The sequence below is a fragment of the Bacillus sp. FSL W8-0102 genome, from assembly GCF_038007225.1.
Classification (GTDB): Bacteria; Bacillota; Bacilli; order Bacillales; family DSM-4216; genus Bacillus_O; species Bacillus_O smithii.
This window is the reverse complement of the sequence record NZ_JBBOWT010000001.1, coordinates 2,743,444-2,761,857: the sequence shown is the minus strand read 5'-3', so window position 1 is coordinate 2,761,857 and position 18,414 is coordinate 2,743,444. Positions and strand designations below refer to the sequence as shown.

Annotated in this window: 16 protein-coding genes and 1 riboswitch; of the genes, 15 read left to right on the top strand and 1 reads right to left on the bottom strand. The window is 41.9% G+C overall.

Translation table 11 applies throughout. The features are described from left to right. Positions 1 to 81: 81 nt before the first annotated feature. The 13 genes from zapA (at position 82) to N1I87_RS13080 (ending at position 15,064) form a co-directional block, all read left to right on the top strand. Positions 82 to 354, top strand: coding sequence for a cell division protein ZapA (gene zapA, locus N1I87_RS13140; RefSeq protein ID WP_003355586.1), 273 nt, complete (start codon positions 82 to 84; stop codon positions 352 to 354). Then, positions 347 to 898, top strand: coding sequence for a CvpA family protein (locus N1I87_RS13135; protein ID WP_003355585.1), 552 nt, complete (start codon positions 347 to 349; stop codon positions 896 to 898). The genes zapA and N1I87_RS13135 overlap by 8 nt, the downstream gene beginning before the upstream one ends. Before the next feature lie 151 nt (positions 899 to 1,049). Beyond that, complete coding sequence (polX, locus tag N1I87_RS13130) at positions 1,050 to 2,765, top strand: DNA polymerase/3'-5' exonuclease PolX (RefSeq protein ID WP_341102193.1); 1,716 nt, start codon at positions 1,050 to 1,052, stop codon at positions 2,763 to 2,765. Between the two features lie 112 nt (positions 2,766 to 2,877). Further along, positions 2,878 to 5,232, top strand: a complete 2,355-nt coding sequence (locus N1I87_RS13125; RefSeq protein WP_341102191.1) for an endonuclease MutS2 — start codon at positions 2,878 to 2,880, stop codon at positions 5,230 to 5,232. Positions 5,233 to 5,520: 288 nt separating this feature from the next. Continuing rightward, the gene (locus N1I87_RS13120) at positions 5,521 to 7,215 is read left to right on the top strand and encodes a long-chain-fatty-acid--CoA ligase (RefSeq protein ID WP_341102188.1); all 1,695 of its coding nucleotides are present in this window, start codon (positions 5,521 to 5,523) and stop codon (positions 7,213 to 7,215) included. Positions 7,216 to 7,332: 117 nt separating this feature from the next. Continuing rightward, positions 7,333 to 7,920 (top strand): TetR/AcrR family transcriptional regulator, encoded by a 588-nt coding sequence (locus N1I87_RS13115; protein ID WP_341102184.1) that lies wholly within the window; start codon positions 7,333 to 7,335, stop codon positions 7,918 to 7,920. Between the two features lie 30 nt (positions 7,921 to 7,950). After that, positions 7,951 to 8,724 carry an enoyl-CoA hydratase gene (locus N1I87_RS13110; RefSeq protein WP_003355580.1) on the top strand — a complete coding sequence of 258 codons (774 nt, stop codon included), beginning with the start codon at positions 7,951 to 7,953 and terminating at the stop codon, positions 8,722 to 8,724. A gap of 68 nt (positions 8,725 to 8,792) precedes the next feature. Further along, positions 8,793 to 9,566, top strand: a complete 774-nt coding sequence (locus N1I87_RS13105) for an electron transfer flavoprotein subunit beta/FixA family protein (RefSeq protein ID WP_270583738.1) — start codon at positions 8,793 to 8,795, stop codon at positions 9,564 to 9,566. A gap of 32 nt (positions 9,567 to 9,598) precedes the next feature. Continuing rightward, positions 9,599 to 10,579 (top strand): electron transfer flavoprotein subunit alpha/FixB family protein, encoded by a 981-nt coding sequence (locus tag N1I87_RS13100; protein ID WP_270583739.1) that lies wholly within the window; start codon positions 9,599 to 9,601, stop codon positions 10,577 to 10,579. 213 nt (positions 10,580 to 10,792) lie between these two features. Beyond that, positions 10,793 to 11,107 carry a thioredoxin gene (trxA, locus tag N1I87_RS13095; protein ID WP_003355576.1) on the top strand — a complete coding sequence of 105 codons (315 nt, stop codon included), beginning with the start codon at positions 10,793 to 10,795 and terminating at the stop codon, positions 11,105 to 11,107. 297 nt (positions 11,108 to 11,404) lie between these two features. Then, positions 11,405 to 11,575 (top strand): hypothetical protein, encoded by a 171-nt coding sequence (locus tag N1I87_RS13090; protein WP_156179253.1) that lies wholly within the window; start codon positions 11,405 to 11,407, stop codon positions 11,573 to 11,575. Positions 11,576 to 11,708: 133 nt separating this feature from the next. Continuing rightward, the gene (gene uvrC, locus N1I87_RS13085; protein ID WP_327805422.1) at positions 11,709 to 13,478 is read left to right on the top strand and encodes an excinuclease ABC subunit UvrC; all 1,770 of its coding nucleotides are present in this window, start codon (positions 11,709 to 11,711) and stop codon (positions 13,476 to 13,478) included. 69 nt (positions 13,479 to 13,547) lie between these two features. Further along, positions 13,548 to 13,727, top strand: a riboswitch (Lysine riboswitch). Positions 13,728 to 13,828: 101 nt separating this feature from the next. Continuing rightward, on the top strand, positions 13,829 to 15,064 hold the full coding sequence (locus N1I87_RS13080; protein ID WP_341102178.1) for an aspartate kinase: 1,236 nt from the start codon (positions 13,829 to 13,831) through the stop codon (positions 15,062 to 15,064). Between the two features lie 151 nt (positions 15,065 to 15,215). Here the strand turns inward: N1I87_RS13080 and N1I87_RS13075 are convergent, their stop codons facing one another. Continuing rightward, positions 15,216 to 15,641, bottom strand: coding sequence for a YslB family protein (locus N1I87_RS13075; RefSeq protein WP_003355572.1), 426 nt, complete (start codon positions 15,639 to 15,641; stop codon positions 15,216 to 15,218). Between the two features lie 340 nt (positions 15,642 to 15,981). Here N1I87_RS13075 and N1I87_RS13070 point away from each other — a divergent pair, with 340 nt between their 5' ends. Continuing rightward, complete coding sequence (locus tag N1I87_RS13070; protein WP_003355571.1) at positions 15,982 to 16,590, top strand: succinate dehydrogenase cytochrome b558 subunit; 609 nt, start codon at positions 15,982 to 15,984, stop codon at positions 16,588 to 16,590. Between the two features lie 51 nt (positions 16,591 to 16,641). Beyond that, entirely contained in the window at positions 16,642 to 18,393 is a 1,752-nt protein-coding gene (gene sdhA / locus N1I87_RS13065) for a succinate dehydrogenase flavoprotein subunit (protein WP_341102176.1), read from the top strand. Positions 18,394 to 18,414 lie beyond the last annotated feature (21 nt).

Below are 18,414 nucleotides of genomic sequence, written 5' to 3'. Positions count from 1 at the left end.
AATTCTCCTTTTTCTTTTCAAATGATGAATGTTGATGTTAATATAAAGGTTAGGATTCTTTTAGAATGGAGGCATTCTACATTGTCTGAAAGGAAAAAAAACCGAATTACCGTTGACATATATGGACAGCAGTACGTCATTGTTGGCGAGGAATCAGCCAGTCATATTCGGCATGTCGCAGAGCTGGTCGATGAAAAAATGCGTGAAATCAACTCTAAGAATCCTTCCCTTGACACTAGTAAATTAGCGGTTTTAACAGCCGTTAATGCCATACATGATTATGTAAAACTCCAAGAAGAATATCTCCGTTTGGAAGAAAAATTCAATAAGTTAAAGGGTGATGACAATGCTTGATTTGCTTCTGGCGCTTTTTCTCATCAGCGGTATTGTGATCGGCTTAAAACGAGGTTTGATTAGCCAGCTTTTCCATATGACCAGTTCGATTCTCGCTCTAATCGCGGCTTATGCTGCGCATGATGCTGTCGCAGCAAGGCTTTCCGGATTATTTCCTGCTCCTTCATTGGATGGAAACGGCAGCAGCGGCCTTCTCTTTTTTGCCCATGCTGTCAACGTGGATAAATTATTTTATGGAGCCATTGCCTTTGTGATTATTTTTGTTGCTGTCAAAATCGCTCTTTCCTTTTTAGCTTCCATGCTCAGCATTGTGGCCAATCTGCCCGTTATTCGTCAGTTCAACATGATCGGCGGGGGAATCCTCGGTTTTTTAGAAATATATGTTGTTTTGCTTGTGCTCATCGTTCTAGGCACATTCCTCCCGGTTGACAGTATTCAAGCTCAGCTGCAGCAATCTGTCATTGCCGGAGCGATGATCAACCATACGCCGATTGTGTCGGACTATGTGAAACAGCTGATTGCATTCAACCCAACAACGTTGTAAAAACTTCTCTGAATAGGAGAAGTTTTTCATTTCCTGTGTTTCTGATAGTATATAGGAAGAATACCAAGTTTTCAATAGACATAATGGCATGATATGTACAGGCGACAGATGAAATCTTTATCGATTTTTTCAAAATTGCGGGTGAGAATGGATGATCAACAATAAAAAAAGCGTTGTTCGGCTTCTGGAAAATATTGCGATCTATATGGAGCTGAAAGGGGAAAATTCCTTTAAAGTGTCCGCTTTTCGAAAGGCCGCGGCCGCCCTTGAAAAAGATGAACGTAGTTTAAATGAGATAAAAGACTTTACATCAATCCCCGGCATTGGAAAGGCTACTTCCAGTGTCATCGAGGAATTTATAGAAACGGGAACCTCCTCTGTTTTGGAACAATTGCAGCAGGAAGTGCCGAAAGGTTTAATTCCTCTTTTGCAGATTCCGGGTCTTGGAGGCAAAAAAATTTCCAAACTTTATCAAGAACTTGGGATTACGAATGCAGAAGAACTAAAGGCCGCTTGTGAAAAAGGAGAGGTGCAAAATCTTCCTGGATTCGGGAAAAAAACGGAAGAAAAAATTTTAGCAGCCATAAAGCAAGTTGGCGATCGACCGGAACGACTACCCATCTGGCATATGCTTGAACTGTGCGAACATATCGAGAAGAACCTTGCAAACATCGATGGAATCCTACAGTTTGCCCGTGCCGGAAGCATTCGCAGGTTACGGGAAATGGTGAAAGATTTGGATTTTATCATCGCTGCGGCTGATCCACAAAAGGTTGCGGATGCGCTGATCCATCTTCCGGGAATCAAAGAAGTAACAGCAGCCGGAAAAACGAAAGTGTCGGTTGTGCTTGAGGATTCATATGGTGTTTCGGTTGATTTCCGAATTGTGGAACCGGAACAATTTGCCACGGCGCTTCATCACTTTACAGGTTCAAAAGATCACAACGTTCGGATGAGACAGCTTGCCAAACAACGAGGAGAACGAATTAGCGAATATGGCATCGAAAACAAGGAAACAGGAGAAATTGTGACCTTTTCTACAGAAGAGGACTTCTACCGCCATTTTGGCTTGCCTTGGATTCCTCCTGAAATTCGAGAGGACGGAACCGAAGTCGACCATTATCGTGAAAGCTTGGATCTAGTGAGAATGGAAGATTTAAAAGGCGATATGCATATGCACACTACGTGGTCGGACGGGGCTTATTCCTTGGAGGAAATGGTGGAAGCGTGCAGAAAAAAAGGGTATCAATATATGGCCATTACCGACCATTCCCAATATTTAAAAGTGGCAAACGGTTTAACGCCTGATCGGCTCAAGAGACAAATAGAAGAAATCAAAAAATTAAACGAAAAATATTCGGATATTGAAATTTTTTCCGGTATTGAAATGGATATTTTACCCGATGGAACGCTAGATTTCGACGATGAATTATTATCGCAGCTGGATTTCGTCATTGCATCCATTCATTCGCATTTTTCCCAATCCCGTTCTACTATTATGAAAAGGCTGCGGACGGCTTTGGAAAATCCGTATGTCCGATTAATTGCTCATCCGACTGGCCGGCTGATTGGCAGAAGACAAGGCTATGATGTTGACATCGATTTATTGATTGAATGGGCGAAAGAAACGAATACGGCCTTAGAATTGAATGCCAATCCGCACCGTTTGGATTTATCTGTGGATCATTTGCGAAAAGCTCAAGAAGCAGGTGTAAAATTTTTTATCAACACGGATGCCCATGCCGTTGATCAATTGAGGTTTATGGAAATCGGAGTGAAAGCGGCAAGAAAGGGCTGGATCAAACGGAAAAATATATTGAATACATTGGATGCAAAACAGATGAAACGTTTTTTACAGATCCCTTAATATGGTCATTTGGATGGTTCATTTTGGAGAATACTTATGGTATGAGATCCATCAACCTTTTTCAGCATAGCTTTATACAAATCGAATGATGCTTGATGGGAGAGATTGCTCATTGAATAAGAAAGTATTGGCAACGTTAGAATTTGATAAAATTAAGCAACAATTGGAACAGCACGCCTCTTCTTCATTGGGAATTGAAAAAATCGACGCTCTCTTTCCTTCTGCTGATTTTTCTGAAGTGGTTCATTGGCAGGAGGAAACGGATGAAGCGGCAACCGTTTTACGAGTAGCAGGACATGCTCCTTTAGATGGGCTGCATAATATCCGTCCACACGTGAAAAGAGCCAAAATCGGGGGATTGCTCAATGGCGAAGAATTGATTCAAATTGCTGGAACGATATACTCAGGACGGATGATGAAAAAGTTTATCGCCGAACTGGTTGAAAACGGGGAAAAGTTACCGATTTTATCAGAACAAACAGAACAGATCCCTGTGTTGACGGAGCTGGAGCATGACATTAAACGCGCTGTCGATGAAAACGGAGAGATCTTGGATTCTGCCAGTTCGACATTAAGAGAGGTCCGTAGTCAAATCAGGATTCATGAAGGAAGAATTCGCGAACGTCTGGAAAGCATGATTCGATCCAAAAATGCGCAGAAAATGCTTTCGGATGCCATCGTTACGATTCGGAATGATCGCTACGTCATCCCGGTGAAACAAGAATATCGCCACCACTATGGCGGGATTGTCCATGATCAGTCATCTTCAGGACAAACTCTCTTTATTGAACCGGAATCGATTGTTCAATTAAATAACCAATTAAAGCAATTGAAGCTGAAAGAACAGGAAGAAATCGAAAAAATTTTAAGAGAGTTGTCGGCGAAAGTACAGGAAAATGCCGATGAACTGCTGGTCATTGTTCAAGTGATGGGTGATTTGGATTTTATTTTTGCCAAAGCGAAATTGGCCAAGAGCATGAAAGCCTCTAAACCGTTGATGAATCGAGAAGGATATATAAGGATTCATCAAGCGCGTCATCCCTTGCTGCCGATAGAGGAAGCTGTACCCAACGATATTGAACTGGGGAAAGATTATACAGCGATCGTCATTACCGGACCGAATACCGGAGGAAAAACCGTTACGCTGAAAACCATCGGTCTTTTAACGTTAATGGCACAATCTGGTCTGCAAATACCGGCTCAGGAAGGTTCGGAAATGGCCGTTTTTCATTCCGTATTTGCCGATATCGGGGATGAACAATCCATTGAACAGAGCTTAAGTACGTTTTCTTCCCATATGGTGAATATTGTAGATATTTTAAAGGAAGTGACGGGGGAGAGCTTGGTTCTGTTTGATGAACTCGGGGCAGGAACTGATCCGCAGGAAGGAGCGGCTCTGGCCATTTCGATCCTGGATGAAGTGCTTGAAGTAGGGGCCAGAGTAGTGGCAACCACCCACTATCCTGAATTGAAAGCCTATGGATACAACCGAGATGGAGTAATCAATGCCAGTGTTGAGTTTAATGTGGAAACATTAAGCCCAACTTATCGTTTGCTCATCGGCGTTCCCGGACGCAGCAACGCTTTTGAAATTTCCGAGCGTTTAGGATTAAATCACAAGATCATTGAACGGGCAAGACAATATACGGGTGCCGATACTAACGAAGTAGAAAATATGATTGCTTCTTTAGAGAGAAGCAGAAAATTGGCCGAAAAAGAAGAACAAGAGGCAAGAGATTATTTAAAATCGGCTGAAAAACTTTTAAAAGATTTGCAAAACCAGATGCAAGAGTTTTATGAGAAAAAAGAAGAAATGTACAGCCGCGCTGAAAGAGAAGCTTCAAGGATTGTCGAAAAGGCGAAAGAAGAAGCGGAAGAAATCATTCGCCATTTAAGAAAACTGCGCCTGGAAAAGAATGCAGAAGTAAAAGAGCATGAATTGATCGAAGCGAGAAAGCGGTTATCTGATGCCGTGCCGGAGATAGAGAAAAAAACACCGCAACCAAAAGCGAAAAAGACTCGTTCCTTCATGCCGGGAGACGAAGTAAAAGTGTTGTCCTTCGGTCAAAAAGGAACGATACTCGAAAAAGTCGACGGGAACGAATGGCTCGTTCAAGTCGGCATTTTAAAAATGAATGTCAATGAATCGGATCTTGAATACATTCCTTCGCAAAAAAAGGTCGATCCGAAACCGTTGGCTACCGTAAAGGGAAAAGATTATCATGTGGGCTTAGAACTGGATTTGCGCGGGGAACGCTATGAAGATGCTTTGATAAAAGTGGAAAAATACATTGACGATGCCGTATTGGCCGGATATCCGCGTGTTTCCATTATTCACGGGAAAGGAACAGGGGCTTTAAGAAAAGGAGTACAAGAGCTGTTGAAGCGTCATCGATCAGTGAAAAGCATCCGTCTCGGAGAAGCGGGGGAAGGCGGCAGCGGCGTCACAGTGGTTGAACTGAAGTAAAATCCATATTGGCAAGTCTTCGCCTTTTTCCTTCTCTTTAAACAAGCTCCACAACGTATTGGGGAGATGAAACAATGGAAAAATTGGCCAAAGTGCTGCTTGTTTGCTGCGGAGCATTTTTTATTCTTGGAATCATATATTTAGTCTTTTTTGCTTAAAAAGGTCGAACCTCTTTCGATTTTGGAGGGAGGTTCGATCTTTTTTCTTTGATTGTAAATAGGATAAATATATTGTATAATTCGTATATAATATTTTAAATTTTCCAAAAAATATCGAAGGGGGAGTTCGATGACGGATAAACCATGGCTTAAACATTATCCGGAGGAAATTCCTGCTACACTTTCATATGAGCCTATTCCGATTCAATCCTATTTAACTCGAGCAGCCGAAGAATATGCCGGGAACACGGCCATTCAGTTTATGGGAAAGAAAATGACCTTTCTAGAAGTGTATGAATCTGCTTTGAAGTTAGCGGGATATTTGCGCAAAATTGGTGTGCAAAAAGGAGATAGAGTGGCGATCATGCTTCCTAATTGTCCCCAAAGCGTGATCGGATACTTCGGTGTACTATACGCTGGTGGCGTCGTCGTACAGACAAATCCGCTCTATATGGAAAGAGAACTGGCATACCAAATGGAGGATTCCGGTGCAAAAGTGATTTTTACGCTGGATGTTCTTTACCCTCGAGTGGCGAAGATCATGGACAAGACGGACATTGAACATGTCATTGTCACAGCTATCAAAGATTATTTACCCTTTCCTAAAAATACTATCTATTCTCAAATGCAAAAAAAACAAACAGGACTATTGGTAAAAGTGCATCATAGAGGGAACATTCATTTATTTGATGTGATTTTAAAAAACGAAACAGCGAACGAAATCGATGAAGATTTCGATTTTGAAGAAGATCTTGCTCTTTTGCAGTACACGGGGGGAACGACGGGATTTCCAAAAGGGGTCATGCTGACTCATAAAAACCTTGTTGCAAACGCTTCCATGTGTGACGCTTGGCTGTACAAGTGCCGCAAAGGGGAAGAATCGGTATTGGCGCTGCTTCCATTTTTCCATGTTTATGGAATGACGGCTGTCATGATTTTATCCGTTATGCAAGCTTATAAAATGATTATATTGCCGAAATTTAATGTCAAAACAACACTAAAGACGATTGAAAAAGAACGTCCCACTTTGTTTCCCGGTGCGCCAACGATGTACATTGGTTTGCTCAACCATCCTGATATCAGCAAATATGATCTTTCCTCCATTAAATGCTGCATTAGCGGATCGGCTCCATTGCCGTTAGAAGTCCAGAAAAAATTTGAAGAAGCGACAGGCGGAAAATTAGTGGAAGGTTACGGATTAAGCGAATCTTCTCCTGTTACCCATGCCAATTTACTGTGGGGCAGAAAGGTGGAAGGAAGCATAGGGCTCCCTTGGCCGGATACAGACGCAGCTATTTTATCGCTGGAAACAGGAGATCCGCTTCCCCCTCATGAAATCGGCGAGTTGGCTGTAAAGGGGCCGCAAGTGATGAAAGGGTACTGGAATCGTCCCGACGAGACAGCGGCTGTTTTGCGAAACGGCTGGCTTTTGACAGGGGATATCGGTTACATGGACGAAGAAGGATTTTTTTACATCGTCGACCGCAAGAAAGATATCATTATTGCAGGAGGCTATAATATTTATCCTCGCGAGGTGGAAGAAGTTCTGTACGAACATGAAGCGGTTCAGGAAGTTGTCGTAGCCGGGGTTCCGGATTCTTACCGTGGGGAAACTGTCAAGGCCTATGTTGTACTGAAAAAAGGCGCGGTTGCAACGGAAAAAGAGTTGGATGCTTTTGTCCGAAAACGTTTGGCAGCCTACAAAGTACCACGAATTTACGAGTTTCGGGAAGAATTGCCGAAAACCGCAATGGGAAAAATATTGCGGCGTGCTCTTACAGAAGAAGAAAAAGAAAATTTAGGCAAAAACGAAAAAGAAAGCTGAATAAGAAAAAATAATGATGAACCTTTCTATTGACAGTATGGGAGAAAAAAGATAAGATTCATTTATGAATGAATGATCATTCATAAATGATGATGTGTAGTTTGAAAGGGGATTGTCTTGAGAAGAAACAAACCGAAATACCATCAAATCATTGACGCGGCCGTGATTACGATTGCCGAAAACGGCTATCATCAAACACAAGTTTCAAAGATCGCCAAGCAGGCGGGAATAGCCGACGGCACCATTTACTTGTATTTTAAAAATAAAGAAGACATTTTAATTTCATTGTTTCAAGAAAAAATGGCGAATTTCATCGAAAAAATTAAAGAAGTCATAGCAGGGAAACAAACGGCTGCAGAGAAAATATTCATGATGATAGAAAATCATTTTCGAATTCTTTCTCAGAACCCGAAATTGGCAGTAGTAACGCAGCTGGAACTAAGGCAGTCCAATCAAGAATTACGCCGACGCATCAATAATGTGTTGAAAGAATATTTAGATTTTATAGAGCAAATTCTTCGCGAAGGAGTGGAAAGCGGGGAATTTTCTCCTGATCTTGATACTCGCATAGCTCGTCAAATGCTGTTTGGGACGATCGATGAAATCGCTACAACATGGGTCATGAACAAACAAAAATATGACCTTGTGGCTCTCGCACCAACTGTAGCCAAACTGTTATTAAAGGGGTTTTTAGGAGAAAAATGATTTTCCGTTGTATAAGGGGATGGTAAAGAAATGGAATATCTTTCATGGCAACGACAAGGAAATGTGGCGGAAGTGATCTTGGATCGCCCGCCTGCAAACGCTTTAGCGAATGAGGTCATTTCAGAATTGGATTTGCTCTTGGATGAATTGGAGAACGAGCAGAATGTCCGAGTGGTACTTATTTACGGAAAAGGGAGATTTTTTTCCGCGGGAGCGGATATTAAGGAATTTGCAACTGTCAAAGATGGCAAAAAATTTTCTTCTCTCGCTTCTCATGGGCAGCAAGTGTTTAATCGCATTGAACATTTCTCCAAACCTGTAATTGCCGCTATTCATGGAGCGGCATTGGGCGGAGGTTTGGAATTAGCCATGAGCTGCCACATTCGCCTTGTGACGGAAAATAGCAAATTAGGTTTACCGGAGCTTAGCCTTGGGTTAGTCCCTGGTTTTGCCGGCTCCCAGCGGCTGCCTCGTTATGTCGGTACCGGAAAGGCAGCCGAGATGCTCTTTACAAGTGAACCGATTTCGGGAAGTGAAGCGGTTCAATGGGGGCTTGCCAACGATGTTTGCAAGGAGGAAGAACTTCTACCGCGGGCACGGGAATTAGCAGCAAAAATTGCAAAGAAGAGTCCGCTTTCACTGAAAGCGGCTATTGAACTATTAAATTATTCCAAGCAAGGCGATTTTCAAAAAGGGATGGAGAAAGAAGCTGAATGGTTCGGCAAAGTTTTTGAATCGAAAGATGGGCAAGAGGGGATAAAAGCTTTTATCGAAAAACGAGCTCCTGTTTTTAAAGGAGAGTAGACATTTTGTCCGTTTAATTATCTGAACATTATTAAAAGGATGAATATTATGATACAGGAGGGAGACGAATGAACATCTTTGTGTTGTTAAAAAGAACGTTTGACACGGAAGAAAAAATCACGATTACCAATGGATCCATTGATGAAGAGGGTGCGGAATTCATCATCAATCCATATGATGAATACGCCGTTGAAGAAGCTATTCAAATCCGTGATGCTCACGGCGGAGAAGTGACTGTTGTAACCGTCGGAGGTGAAGAAAGTGAAAAACAACTGCGCACTGCTCTTGCAATGGGAGCTGACAAAGCGGTTTTAATCAATGTTGAAGACGATTTAGAAGACGGGGACCAATTTACAACGGCGAAAATTTTGGCTGAATTTTTAAAAGATAAAGAGGCGGATGTGATTTTAGCGGGGAATGTGGCGATAGACGGCGGCAGCGGGCAAGTGGGGCCGCGTGTAGCAGAACTATTAGGTATTCCATATGTGACAACGATCACAGAGATTGAAATAAAGGGGACGCAAGCAAAATTGATCCGTGATGTGGAAGGGGATTCGGAAGTCATTGAAACTTTCCTGCCGTTGCTCGTAACGGCACAGCAAGGATTAAACGAACCTCGTTATCCGTCGCTTCCCGGAATCATGAAAGCGAAGAAAAAGCCGCTTGATGAATTAGAACTGGATGATTTGGATCTTGAAGAAGAGGATGTTGAACCAAAAACGAAAACGATTGAAGTGTTTCTGCCTCCAAAAAAAGAAACAGGAAAAATATTGGAAGGCGATTTAAGTGATCAAGTAAAAGAGCTGGTTCAATTGCTGCATACGGAAGCAAAAGTAGTGTAATGGAAAGGGAACAAGAAACAGGAGGGTCGAATATGGCACGAAAAGTGTTGGTATTAGGAGAAGTTCGTGAAGGAGCACTCAGAAACATTTCGTTTGAAGCTTTGTCTGCGGGTAAAACAATAGCGGAAGGCGGAGAAGTAGTTGGCGTCATCATAGGTGATTCAGTAAACAGCTTAGGGAAACAGCTCATCCATTACGGAGCGGATCGAGTGGTTGTGGTTGAGAATGAACAATTAAAACAATATACACCAGATGGATATGCTCAAGCTTTTTTGGCAGTGGTCGAATCCGAAAAGCCAGATGGCATTGTCTTTGGTCATACGGCACTGGGGAAAGATTTGTCCCCCAAGATCGCCAGCAAACTGAATACAGGGCTGATTTCCGACGCGACGGCGGTCGAAATTGCAGGGGGAAACATCGTCTTTACTCGCCCGATATATTCGGGAAAAGCGTTTGAAAAGAAAATAGTCACGGATGGAATCGTTTTTGCTACAGTCCGCCCGAATAATATTATACCTCTTGAAAAAGATGAATCCCGGACCGGCGAAGTCACATCTGTTCAAGCCGATATTAAAGACATACGCACCGTGGTAAAAGAAGTGGTGCGGAAAGCGAGCGAAGGAGTAGATTTAACGGAAGCTAAAGTGATTGTTTCCGGGGGACGCGGCGTAAAAAGCGCAGAGGGCTTTAAAGTGCTGAAAGAACTGGCGGATGTCCTTGGCGGTGCGGTGGGAGCTTCTCGAGGAGCGTGTGATGCGGGATATTGCGACTACTCTATGCAAATTGGACAAACGGGAAAAGTGGTTACGCCTGATCTTTATATTGCTTGCGGCATATCGGGAGCCATTCAGCATTTGGCCGGGATGTCCAATTCAAAAGTGATTGTAGCCATTAATAAAGATCCGGAAGCAAATATTTTTAGCGTAGCCGACTACGGAATCGTTGGAGACTTATTCCAAGTAGTGCCGATATTGACAGAAGAATTCAAAAAATTAAAGATAGCTTCTTCGTAAGCCAATCAAAAAACGGCCATGGATTTGTCGAGGCCGTTTTTTGATTGGATGTTTGATTAAAAACGTTCGTCCGCTGCTTTTGTAATAGAGATAAAGAATAGAATTCAAGTAGATCGGGGAAAATGCAAATTGCAAACAAAAAATTAGCATTCCAATTTAAAGGATGGTATACTGTCCCTAGTACCTGAAAGGAAATAAGGAGGATTGGTAATAATGGCTATTGTTAAAGCTACTGATCAAACATTTGATTCTGAAACAAGCAGCGGTCTTGTTTTAGCCGATTTTTGGGCTCCGTGGTGCGGACCTTGTAAAATGATTGCTCCAGTTTTGGAAGAAATTGATGCAGAAATGAATGATAAATTAAAGATCGTGAAACTGGACGTGGATGAAAACCAAGAAACGGCCAGAAAATTCGGTGTTATGAGTATCCCGACTTTATTCTTGTTTAAAGATGGAGAAATAGTGGATAAAGTCATCGGATATCAACCGAAAGAAGCGTTAACTGAACTCATTAATAAACACGCTTAATGAATGTTGCCGCACTCATAATTCTCCGTCATTTCGAGGAATGCGGTAAAATCGAAGGTAAGCATCTCAATGTTATTGAGTTGAGGGCTTGCCTTTTTATTTTGGATCAGCATGATTTTGGTTTTTCATGAAATGGAAAAGACTTAACTTTTTTCAATGAAAGGAATATTAACGAGTGTCTCAACAGGACGATGACAACCGTTTTCTTGAAAATGGCTGTTTTGCTTTTTCCAAATGGAATAGGGTGACCCGTTTCATTTGGAAAGGGTAGCCTTCTTAAAATGAGAAGAATGGCGGGTGAATCGCCGAGTATGCATGCCAAAACAGCCAAAGCAAGAAAAAAGCGGGTGCGTGATTGTTTTCTCCATTCGTTTGCGAGAAGTCTCCCATTTTCACGGTGAAACGAATCAATACAGAAGAAACGAAAATGGTGTTGGCGATCCAATGTATGAACATGAACGTTTTTGAACATGGGAAAACATAAAATGGTTCTTGTATATAGGCAATCGTTCAGCTAAAATATACGAGTCTTTAAAGAAGCTCTCACTACAAACAGATGAAAGTGAAATTGGTTCACCAGGTGGTCCAGGAGGTGGCGATCATGAACGATATAATCAAGCATAAATTAGCTCTTCTTCCCGACCAGCCTGGCTGCTATTTAATGAAAGACCGTCATGGAACGATCATTTACGTCGGAAAAGCAAAAGTGTTGAAAAATCGGGTTCGTTCTTATTTCACCGGGTCTCATGACGGGAAAACCCAGCGGCTGGTCAACGAGATTGAAGACTTTGAATATATTGTAACCTCTTCTAACATTGAAGCGTTAATATTGGAAATGAATTTAATAAAGAAGCATGATCCGAAATATAATGTCATGCTCAAGGATGACAAAAGCTATCCTTATATAAAATTGACAGCGGAACGGCATCCTCGCCTGATTACAACAAGAAAGGTAAAAAAAGATAAAGGCAAATATTTCGGACCCTATCCGAATGTGGGAGCGGCGAATGATACGAAAAAGCTGCTCGATAGGCTATACCCTTTGCGAAAATGTTCCACTCTTCCCGATCGAGTCTGCTTATATTATCATTTAGGCCAATGTTTAGCTCCTTGTGTCAATCATGTCCCGGAAGAAACGTACAAAAAAATGACGGAGGAAATTACCCGTTTCTTAAATGGCGGCTATCAAGAGATTAAAGATGAATTGATGAAAAAGATGTCTGAAGCGGCGGAAAATCTCGAATTTGAACGAGCAAAAGAATATCGGGATCAAATTGCCCATATCGAGGCGACGATGGAAAAACAAAAAATAACAACGAACGACTTTACGGACCGTGATGTATTCGGTTATGCCGTTGACAAAGGTTGGATGTGTGTTCAAGTCTTTTTTGTCAGACAGGGGAAGCTGATCGAAAGAGATGTTTCGATGTTCCCCATTTACAATGAAGATGAGGAAGAATTTTTAACCTTTCTCGGACAATTTTATTCCAAAGCCCATCATATTAAGCCGAAAGAAATTTTGCTGCCTGAAAACGTGGACATCGAGTTGGCGGAACAACTGATCCAAGTCAAAATGATTCAGCCGAAAAAAGGGCAAAAAAAAGAATTAGTTAAGATGGCGGTAAAAAATGCGGCGATCGCTCTTCAAGAAAAATTCTCGCTTATCGAAAGAGACGAAGAAAGAACGATCAAAGCGGTTGAAAAACTAGGGGCAGCGATGGGAATATCCACCCCATTGCGAATTGAAGCATTTGATAATTCGAATATTCAAGGCACGGATCCTGTTTCCGCCATGGTTGTTTTTATCGATGGAAAACCTGAAAAGAAGGAGTATCGCAAATATAAGATTAAATCCGTTCAAGGTCCGGACGATTATGAATCGATGAGAGAAGTGGTTCGAAGACGATATACAAGGGTATTAAAGGAACAATTGCCGCTTCCCGATTTAATTTTGATCGATGGTGGAAAAGGGCAAGTCGAAGCCGCAAAAGATGTATTGGAAAATGAACTCAATTTGTCGATTCCGGTTGCAGGGCTTGCCAAAGATGAAAAACACCGCACATCAGAGTTATTATTTGGCGATCCTCTGCAGATTGTCCCATTAAAGCGGAACAGTCAAGAGTTTTATTTGCTGCAAAGAATTCAGGATGAAGTGCATCGTTTTGCCATTACCTTTCATCGGCAGCTGAGGGGAAAAACAGCTTTTCGATCCGCACTTGATGATATTGAGGGAGTCGGACCGAAAAGGAAAAAACTTCTGCTAAAACATTTCGGATCATTAAAAAGAATGAAAGAAGCAGAATTAGAAGAGTTTACGAAAATCGGTATTCCCGAAAAGATCGCCCGCAACATTAAGGAAAAGTTGAAATAGCGCGTTGTCATAAAAATCCCATTATGCTATAATATCCTAAAATTAAATAAAATCACTTTCATACGTAAAAGTGATGATAGAGGCGCGGAGTTCAAGAGTACAAGCTTGGAGAAGAATGAGCTTCCATGAAAAGTTTGGAAAGGGGACGGCCGCCGAAGCAGTGAAAGGCTCATTCCTTTTTCTGCTGGTTCTGTGTTTAAGAAATGCAGAACTGTCAAGATGGAATCGTCTTGGAGAGCTATCTCACGCTTGATGTATTTTCTTATTACATCTTCACAGGCAATGAGATTTGGTTCTCATTGCCTGTTTGCGTTTTAGAAGTGAATCAATGAAAAGGCAGGGGATCTTTGTTGGGACTCATTGTTCAAAAATTTGGAGGAACATCTGTCGGTGATATAGACAGAATTTTCAATGTGGCCAATCGTGTAATCGAAGAAAAAAAGAGAGGAAATGATGTGGTGGTAGTCGTTTCCGCAATGGGGAAAACGACCGACCAGCTTGTCCAACTCGCTAAGGCCATCGATGATCATCCTCCCAAAAGGGAAATGGATATGTTGCTGTCGACTGGAGAACAGGTGACGATTTCGCTCTTGACAACTGCTTTGATCAAAAAAGGGTTTGAGGCCATTTCATTCACTGGATGGCAAGCCGGCATTCAGACGGAAAAACTTCACGGGAATGCGCGTATACTCAAGATTGAAACAAAAAAGCTGACTAGTTTGCTTGAGGAAGGAAAGATAGTGGTCGTAGCCGGTTTTCAAGGCGTCACAGAAGACGGTGAAATTACGACTCTCGGGCGAGGAGGATCGGATACAACGGCGGTGGCGCTGGCGGCGGCGTTGAAAGCGGAACGCTGCGACATTTATACCGATGTGACTGGCGTGTTCACCTCAGATCCAAGATATATCAAAGGGGCGAGAAAACTTTCTTCCATTTCTTATGATGAAATGTTGGAGTTAGCCAATTTAGGAGCAGGTGTTTTGCATCCGCGCGCGGTCGAATTTGCAAAAAATTACAGCATCCCGCTTGTTGTAAGATCGAGCATGGAAAGGGAAAATGGAACGATCATTGAGGAGGAAATATCGATGGAACAGAATTTGGTGGTAAGAGGCGTAGCATTTGAAGATGACATTACGAGAATTACCGTAGAAGGCTTAAAGGATGAAATCAACAGCTTATCCTCCATTTTCGGAGTTCTGGCGGATCATGGCATTAACGTCGATATTATTATTCAAAGCCGCATCCATGATCAAACTGGCAGTGTGTCGTTCTCTATCAAAACGGATGATTTGCATGACACCATCCATGTATTGGAACGAAATAAAGAAAAGCTTGGATTTGATTCGATTACATATGAGGAAGGACTGGCAAAAGTATCGATTGTGGGATCCGGAATGATTTCCAACCCAGGAGTTGCCGCTGAAATGTTTGCCATTTTGGCTGAAAACCATATCTCTGTCAAAATGGTCAGCACTTCGGAGATTAAAGTGTCTACAGTCATAGATCAAAAAGATATGGAAAAAGCCGCTCAAGTCCTTCATGACGGTTTTGGGCTGGCTCAACAAAAAACAAAAGCGACGATCTGATCGTTGTCAAATGATTAAAAGACGGATGTTTTATTGCCCATCCGTCTTTTTGGCTTATGTAGAAAAAAGAAAGAAGCTGGGGAAAGCAGATTCTCGAAACCATAGTTTCTAAGACAACTATTTTAATGCAAATAGACGAGAAAAGATGCCGTTATTCCCATTTCACGAGAAGACGGACTTTTTTGGAACGTTTATGTACCTCTTCTATCGCTTCGGCAGTCACGTTTTTCTGCGTTTGAATTTGTTCCGCTAAAAAACCTGCTTCCAACGAAAAAAATGGTTCAGAATATATGTCAAATTTTCGTAATACAATAGGACCTGATAATTCAAACAGCAACTCTTTTTTTTCTTCTTTTATCACCTGGAGCGTTCCCCAGCAAGCTTCTTCAAAAAAAGAGCAGATTTCATCTATAGATAGAAGAGGAAATTTTCTTGCAAGCTGTTTTCCTGCCCAATAGAAAATGTCCGCCGTGTCTTTGCCGAATATTTCCGGTAACAAAATATCCCGGTACAGCTCATAGGCGAACATCGAAACAGATTGCGGCTCTTGTGGAATAATGTCTTTATGATTCTCCATTTGAAATCCCTACTTTCTGTATCCATTATATACAAGACTGATGGAGATGAAAAAACTTTTTTTCATTCCACGATCGATTTTTTATAGGTGTGGAATATTTGTCTCTAAGCTGAAAAATATTTATATTCTGCTAAAATACATTCTGTTGAATTGATCGACTTTTTTTATAATTGGTCATTTTATTAATATAGAAAAATATGTAGACGTTTTCTTGACGCTTTCCAGTGATGGGGTTACAATGAACTTGTCAAATAATTGTTACAAAATGATGGCAGTTGCCAGAAAACATTTCTTTTTGTAGAAATGTTGATTGGCGGCTCATAACCAAGGGGGGTACCGTATGGCAGGAAATCGTGAATTTTTTAATCGAAGGCTTCATTCTTTACTAGGTGTAATTCCGATAGGATTATTCCTGACTGAACACTTGATTGTGAACCATTTTGCCACTAGGGGAGCGGAATCTTTTAACCGTGCGGCGAAGTTTATGGAAAGCTTGCCGTTGCTTTATTTATTGGAGATCGTGTTAATCTTTTTGCCGCTCTTATATCACGCAATTTACGGCTTATATATTGCGTTTACGGCGAAAAATAATTTGGGAAATTTCGGTTATTTCCGAAATTGGATGTTTTTCTTGCAGCGTTTAACAGGAATTTTCACGCTCATCTTTGTTGTATGGCACGTTTGGGAAACACGCGTTCAAGCAGCCATGGGGGAAGAAGTTAACTATGATATGGTAGCTAATATTCTATCAAATCCATATATGCTAGCTTTTTACATAGTAGGGGTTGTATCGGCCATTTTCCATTTTTCGAACGGCTTATGGTCTTTCTGCGTAAGTTGGGGAATCATTGTGACGCCTCGTTCTCAACGCGTTTTCACGTATGTTTCACTGTTGGTATTCGTATTGCTTTCGTATGTCGGCCTTTCTGCTTTGTTCGCTTTTGTATGAGATAGGCAGATGGATGATGTACATCATTAGGTAAAAAAGGAGTGAGTGTCCATGAGTAAAGGAAAGATCATCGTAGTTGGAGGCGGCTTAGCCGGCTTAATGGCAACAGTGAAAATAGCGGAGTTAGGAACTCCGGTGGATATATTTTCATTAGTTCCGGTAAAGCGTTCTCACTCTGTTTGTGCTCAAGGTGGCATTAACGGAGCTGTCAATACAAAAGGTGAAGGAGATTCGCCATGGATTCATTTTGATGACACGATTTACGGAGGAGACTTTTTAGCCAATCAGCCTCCTGTAAAAGCAATGTGTGAAGCGGCGCCTGGAATTATCTCGCTGTTTGACCGCATGGGCGTTATGTTTAACCGGACACCGGAAGGATTGCTTGATTTCCGCCGTTTCGGAGGAACTCAACATCACCGCACAGCTTATGCCGGTGCTACAACGGGACAACAACTATTATACGCTCTTGATGAACAAGTTCGTCGACATGAAGTGGCGGGATTGGTAACGAAATATGAAGGATGGGAATTTCTTGGTCTTGTCTTGGATGATGAAGGAATTTGCCGAGGCATCGTTGCACAAAACTTGACGACGATGGAAATTCAATCATTCCCTGCTGATGCCGTTATTATGGCTTCCGGGGGACCGGGAATCATTTTCGGGAAATCGACGAACTCCATGATCAACACTGGTTCTGCTGCATCAATCGTTTATCAACAAGGCGCATATTATGCGAACGGTGAATTTATACAAATCCACCCGACCGCCATACCGGGCGATGATAAACTTCGTCTAATGAGCGAATCGGCCCGTGGTGAAGGCGGACGTGTATGGACATATAAAGATGGAAAACCGTGGTATTTCCTTGAAGAAAAATATCCGGCTTATGGAAACCTCGTTCCGCGTGATATAGCGACACGTGAAATTTTCCACGTCTGTGTTGATTTGAAACTAGGAATCAATGGGGAAAACATGGTATACCTCGATCTTTCCCACAAAGACCCGCATGAACTGGATGTAAAACTGGGCGGTATTATCGAAATCTACGAAAAATTCATGGGAGAAGATCCACATAAAGTTCCAATGAAAGTATTCCCGGCCGTTCACTATTCAATGGGTGGACTATGGGTGGACTATGAACAACAAACGAATATTCCGGGGGTATTTGCAGCAGGAGAATGCGATTACTCACAACACGGAGCGAACCGCTTAGGAGCCAATTCTTTACTATCCGCCATTTACGGTGGAATGGTGGCCGGACCAAATGCCGTAAAATACATCAACGGATTGGAAAAAAGCTCTGATGCTATTTCTTCTACTGTATTTGATCGTTACAGAAAACGAGAAGAAGAAAAATGGAATCAAATTATGAAGATGGACGGAACGGAAAATGCTTACGTTCTCCATAAAGAACTCGGTGAATGGATGACGGCAAACGTTACAGTTGTTCGTTACAACGATAAATTGCTCAAAACGGATGAAAAAATTGTCGAACTGATGGAACGTTGGAAAAACATTAACATTAACGATACAGCTAAGTGGAGCAACCAAGGGGCCAGCTTTACGCGCCAATTGAAGAACATGCTTCATCTTGCACGAGTGATTACGATTGGAGCATATAACCGCAATGAAAGCCGCGGTGCTCATTATAAACCAGAATTCCCTGATCGTAACGACGAGGAATGGCTGAAAACAACAATGGCGAAATTTACAGGAGAAGACAGTGCTCCAGCTTTCCACTATGAAGATGTAGACATTTCTTTGATTAAACCGCGTGTTCGCGACTACACGAAAAAACACTAATCTATTGAGAAAGAGGCGACA

Coding starts and splice junctions, on each gene's coding strand:
- N1I87_RS13135 (WP_003355585.1), top strand. CDS start 347: ATGCTTGATTTGCTTCTGGCGCTTTTTCTCATCAGCGGTATTGTGATC.
- polX (WP_341102193.1), top strand. CDS start 1,050: ATGATCAACAATAAAAAAAGCGTTGTTCGGCTTCTGGAAAATATTGCG.
- N1I87_RS13120 (WP_341102188.1), top strand. CDS start 5,521: ATGACGGATAAACCATGGCTTAAACATTATCCGGAGGAAATTCCTGCT.
- N1I87_RS13110 (WP_003355580.1), top strand. CDS start 7,951: ATGGAATATCTTTCATGGCAACGACAAGGAAATGTGGCGGAAGTGATC.
- N1I87_RS13105 (WP_270583738.1), top strand. CDS start 8,793: ATGAACATCTTTGTGTTGTTAAAAAGAACGTTTGACACGGAAGAAAAA.
- N1I87_RS13100 (WP_270583739.1), top strand. CDS start 9,599: ATGGCACGAAAAGTGTTGGTATTAGGAGAAGTTCGTGAAGGAGCACTC.
- trxA (WP_003355576.1), top strand. CDS start 10,793: ATGGCTATTGTTAAAGCTACTGATCAAACATTTGATTCTGAAACAAGC.
- uvrC (WP_327805422.1), top strand. CDS start 11,709: ATGAACGATATAATCAAGCATAAATTAGCTCTTCTTCCCGACCAGCCT.
- N1I87_RS13075 (WP_003355572.1), bottom strand. CDS start 15,641: ATGGAGAATCATAAAGACATTATTCCACAAGAGCCGCAATCTGTTTCG.
- N1I87_RS13070 (WP_003355571.1), top strand. CDS start 15,982: ATGGCAGGAAATCGTGAATTTTTTAATCGAAGGCTTCATTCTTTACTA.
- sdhA (WP_341102176.1), top strand. CDS start 16,642: ATGAGTAAAGGAAAGATCATCGTAGTTGGAGGCGGCTTAGCCGGCTTA.